This window comes from Nostoc sp. CALU 546, assembly GCF_048836525.1.
Map to the genome: position 1 here is coordinate 1 of NZ_JAWJTF010000195.1, position 5197 is coordinate 5197.

The following is a 5197-nucleotide window of genomic DNA, read 5'->3' on the forward strand; positions in this document are numbered from 1 at the left end:
TGTCTGCGTGCGTTCACACCTAATACAATATATATCATCTGCTATCGCATCTTCCAATGTTGCCGATGTTATGTTACAAGATGTCCTCTTTTTCTTCCAGTTTGTTACTGTTTGCTTCGCTATACCAAGTTTTTTTACTATATTTTTATGATTTTCCCCACGATTAAGTTCTAGCAGGATGTTTGCTCTCTTGATCATTTCATCGCTGCCGGTGGCTGCTATATTCTCTAATACTTGCTTTTCAATAGGATTCAATACTTGAATATGAGGCATTTTAGTATTTACCCCGCTTAAACCTACAATTTTGCCAAATCGAATGAAGCCTGATATACTTTTTTTGTAGAGTTCATTTTTCCTAAAGATTCACTCAAAGCCCTGCTGCAAACAGGGCTTTGAGGAAAAAACAACCCCACCTGTTACTAAAACAGGACGGAACTTTGTTTTGTCAATTTAGTTATCTAGAGCCATCATATCATGAATTTACCCAGTTTTACAAATCTATCTTTAGATAGATGCTTTTTTTTAAATGCCAGTAATTTAAATATCTCTTCAGTCATATTGGTTTTCAATGGGTTGGGAATAATAGTTTACTGCGCGAGAAAATTCTCTCCCTTGAGTTTTTCTGGTAGTTAATCCTTTGCCATTTACAAGATTTAATTATTTTTTCAACTTGTCACTTTTTCCAAGGGATGAAAGTGCTATAAGTCTTGCTGGTTAAGATTTTTCTGCTTTCTGCTTAGGTTTTTCAAGATGGAACCTATCTTTTGAGTGACAATTTGTGACCCGGAGTATAAATATGTCTGAGGTGAAGAATCCGGCAATTGTATATATTTCACCTGCGGAGTTGGTTGTTCATCCGAAGCTGATAGAAATATATGGTGAGAATGAGGAACGTCCGGCTTTAGAAAAAAGTATCTCTGAAAAAGGGATTCTTGAATCTTTAAAGGTATCTGCACGTACTGGTGTCAATGTAGTCTTGGCAGGTAAGTGTCGCTTGCAGATAGCTCGCCAGTTAGGAATTTCCACTGTGAAAGTGGAATTTGTCGAGTCTGGTTCGCCTGAAGAAGATTTGAAACTAGTGCTTGACTTTAATCTTCATCGCGAAGGTGGGAAGACTCATTACCAGAAATTTCACGAGGGGCAGTACTGGGAGAGCGTACTTCGTCCCCAAGCGAAAGAAAGACAGCGCCAAAGCGCTCGTCGTTTGAATCAATCGAATGATTCAAATTTGAATCATTCGGTAACTGAGAGTAAGTCTCAATTAGGGAAGGGCAAGCGAGTGATTCAGGAGGTCTCGGAGAATCTAAATATAAGCGTTGGTAGTTATCACAAGGGTAAGAAAGTTTTTGAGTTTATTTCTCAATTACGAGAACTGGAAAAATTTAAGGCAGTTGTTGCACTGGAGATGGAGTTTAACCGAAGTATTGATGCAGCATACAAGTTTGTTTGTAATCAAGATATCTGTTACCAGGTAATAGACCTTCTGGAGGCTACGGAGATAGGTAGTATAGGCGATGGTATTGCTTGGATGCTGAATGGCGAGCGCAATCCGTTTCGACGTTTCCAGCTTGACCAAGTATATCAATTCAAAAAGAGACTGCGGCCCGAGTTGGAAATTGTGGGACGGGTTATTGGTATAACTAATGAGTTTGTTGTGTTTGGATTGAGGAATTTAGGGAATATGAGCCTAGAAATTGTGAATCTACGTCCGCGACAAATTGATGCAGAATTGCAGGATGAACCATCTGCGTCACAGAGGAAGAGAATATTTCACTTAATGCAAAAGTTTAGTGATGTTTTCCCAGTTCAAGTGTCTTTGGCGGAGTTGTTGAAACTTCCTAATTTAACTGATAAAGAGGAGGTTTTATTGCGGATGTATGAGTCTGACGTATTTGAAAAAACTTGGGAAGATTATAAGACCCAAATGAAAGCAATGGAAGTTTCTACAAATAGAAAAAAGGATAAGATTTGTGCTGCATAGGTAGCTGTAAGCAGTTAATCTAGCAGAGAATTTATCCCACAATTTAACATTACTTACTAGATTAGCATCTCAATACTAATTGCAATACGAGTTCACTATTGTGGGTGCTGAACTCGTATCAAGATATTTGACTGTTTTTTGTTTTTTAACTCGGTGGTGGAGTATGAGCAATTTCATCTTCACCAGTTGTACTAATAAGAGCCAATGCGGGGTGACGCTTGTGGGTGTTACTAGCTTTGCATTGTTATCCCAAAACTAAGAATGTCGATTTAGTGACAACTTCGCTCGAACTGCCTCATTTAAATAATTACCAAAAAAAAGTTGGGTAGTCGCATTGTTGTTGGTGAAGCGTGTTGGACTAAATGCCAGTCTAAGCCTACGTATGTCTAAGCCTAAACAAGTATAAAGCTTTGTTTGCTTTCAACCACGAGACGATTACCAGTCGCCTCCAACAAGCGGATAACCAACCGCTTAATTCAAAATAAAATTTCAAATTTAGGCTAACACATTTTGACCAACAGCGAGGCTACCTGATGCACAAAAATCATCAGGACAGTCACTCATGTTCCAAGAAAATTTCTCTTCAGATGTTGAGAACAAGCCCCAATTAAGTCTTTCACAGCCTTCAAAAAAGAAAATCAAACCCCACCTGCCCGCAGAATCCGTGGGTAAACGCTACGTAGAGCGCTTTTGGCATCCATTTGGGGCGATAATTGCCCCAAATCAAGCACAAGGTGTAAAACCAGCATGGCGCACTATCGATTATTATCTCCAACCCTCCCAACTGTGGAACCTGCACCAAGACAAGTCGAAACTAGTAGGTCTGCGCTTTAACGACACAACACGTTACGCCACAATCGATTTAGACCTAGAAGGCGACTACCATAACATTGAATCCATAAATCGCATCAAAGCGGTGCTAGAGGACATCGGCATAGTCGATATCATCATCCTCCAGTCCAGCTTTAGTGGCGGTTATCACCTAATCCTAAGCTTCGCATCCCCCCTACCCACCTTTCCCCTAGCCTGCGCCCTAGAGATTACCTTAAGAAACGCAAGCTTTATCCTGCGCCAAGGACACCTAGAAATCTTCCCCAATACCAAACCATATAGTGCCAAACAAATAACTAACTACAAAGCCATCCGTTGCCCCATGCAACCGGGTAGCGGGTCATTTTTACTTAATGATGACCTACAACCAATTAGCGACTCAGTTTCTATCTTCCTCGATTATTGCGATCGCGCGGCCAGTCGGCAAGATTTAACCAAACTAAAACGGGTAGCGAACAAAGCCAAAAAACAAATTTCACGGGAGAGATATCGCAAGCAAGAATCTGCTGACGTTGTACAGTGGCGTGCCAACTGGGAAGAAATCATCAGCACAGGCTGGACAGGAAAAGGACAAACAAACACCCTCCTACAAATCTTCGTAGGGTACGGAATCGTCTTTTTAGACTTAGAGAGTGATAAATTAGTTGAATTTTGCCTTACTACCGCAATTAACGCCCCAGGCTACAGCCAATATTGCCGACACCAACACGAAATCGAAGCTAGAGTGCGGCATTGGGTAGAATCCACAATTCGCAACAAATGGTACAGCGCCTACATTAGTTATCCCGAAAGGTTGTTGGGTACATTCGCCAACACATTTGCAGAAGCCATAGCAGGCATTAGCAGCATTGATAAACCCAAAGACAACGTAATCCCATTTGACCGTCGTAAGCAACAGAACTGGGAACGCAGCCAAAAAGCCCAAAAACGCATCCAGATAGTAGTAAGGGCAATAGAGTGGGATAGAGGGTTGCCAGTAGGGGCTACTGAACGGGGTAAAGTGATACGTGCTGAATACAAGCGCCGCTTTCACAAAACTATCTCACAAGAGACACTACAAAAGCACTTGCATTTGTGGCATCCCACACGCTACATCTTAGACCCGTGGGCAGAAAATACCTCAAAGCCTTATCAATCAAGCAATGACGAGCAATTTAATAGTTTTGAAAACTCATTTGCCAAGCAGACTGCTCAAAATCCTTACGAAAAGGAAAATGACGGTCATTTTTACTATATGAAGGTTTTTTGTAACTGTTTACCTCCTGCTGCCGATGCCCCTACAGGGCAGTTGGCAGCAGCAATCTTTGAAGAAGTTGCTGAGTCTCAAGGAGAATTATTTGTACTACAGGTACAAGATGAATCTGAGAAAATTAAGAATTCCGAAGAATTGAATTTATTGCAACCACAGGATCTGTCTTTAACTTCAGGTGTCAATAATTCTGATAATTCATTAGTTTCTTCAAAGATTATAGAATTAGCTGAAAATCTTAATGAAAGTACTTCAGATAAGAATTTCAAATACCTTTCTAACCCCAGCGCGGCTGAAAATTACAATAACAAAAACTTATTAATCAATTCTGTTACTATTCCGCTTACTGCGCCTACACCTGCAATTGTGCCGCCTGAAACGTCACAAAAAGCCGAAGTTAGCGAACAAAGTACACCTTCAAGCGATTCAGCAGCAACTCTCGCTTTGTCAGAACTGAAGAATCTGACTAAGTTGCGACTCCAAGCAGCATCTTACGCCAAACGTGTAGCTAGAGAGTACTGCCTGATTGCACGATGCTTAATTGGGGGCAAGGAACGGGAAAAACTGGAGCAGAGTGCCAAAATGCAATTTTATCTCGATTCAGGTAACAAAACTCTAATTGCAGAAGCCAATGAGTGGGCAGCTGCCAATCCTGGGTGTCTACCGTTTTCGTTGGAGTTGGTGTTTCAAGAAGGTGAGACGTGATGGCTGAATTTCACAGGTGAGAGTGATTTGGATGCCTATACGGTGGCAAACTTCTATTGAACGTACCAACCGCAACTGCACACAGGGTTGCACCAATCCCAAAAGCTGCCATCACCCAGCCGTACTGCACTTCTCCCAATTTGAGTGTACCTTGAACATAGCCAACAGTATTTACTAATATCTGCGCTCCGGCAATTGATGCGACTAACTGCATCGCTAGCGCGTAACGAATAGGTGCATCTGTAAGCAGGCGAGTTGTACCGTCTTTAATGTCTCCCCATGTTCGGCGTGTTGTCCTGGAAGGCTGTTGATTTTGTGCAACGACGAGCTGACCTGGTAGGGTGAAGATTAAGACTGCCGCGATAGCTACGCTCGCCGCAGGCATCGCAAAGCTGAGAGCATCCAAAAAGAAAACTTGTCTCGCACCAATG

The 5197-nt window shown here is 41.9% G+C and carries 2 protein-coding genes and 2 pseudogenes; 2 read left to right on the plus strand and 2 right to left on the minus strand.

The window, feature by feature from the left end:
- A pseudogene (locus RRG12_RS41270) lies at positions 1–273 on the minus strand (hypothetical protein); the annotation flags it as partial.
- Between the two features lie 523 nt (positions 274–796).
- Here RRG12_RS41270 and RRG12_RS41275 point away from each other — a divergent pair.
- Complete coding sequence (locus RRG12_RS41275) at positions 797–1981, plus strand: hypothetical protein (RefSeq protein WP_420759034.1); 1185 nt, start codon at positions 797–799, stop codon at positions 1979–1981.
- A 562-nt stretch (positions 1982–2543) separates the two neighbouring features.
- Positions 2544–4766, plus strand: coding sequence for a hypothetical protein (locus RRG12_RS41280; protein ID WP_420759033.1), 2223 nt, complete (start codon positions 2544–2546; stop codon positions 4764–4766).
- Positions 4767–4809: 43 nt separating this feature from the next.
- Here the strand turns inward: RRG12_RS41280 and RRG12_RS41285 are convergent.
- Positions 4810–5197, minus strand: a pseudogene (locus tag RRG12_RS41285) (MFS transporter); the annotation flags it as partial.

Coding starts and splice junctions, on each gene's coding strand:
- RRG12_RS41275 (WP_420759034.1), top strand. CDS start 797: ATGTCTGAGGTGAAGAATCCGGCAATTGTATATATTTCACCTGCGGAG.
- RRG12_RS41280 (WP_420759033.1), top strand. CDS start 2,544: ATGTTCCAAGAAAATTTCTCTTCAGATGTTGAGAACAAGCCCCAATTA.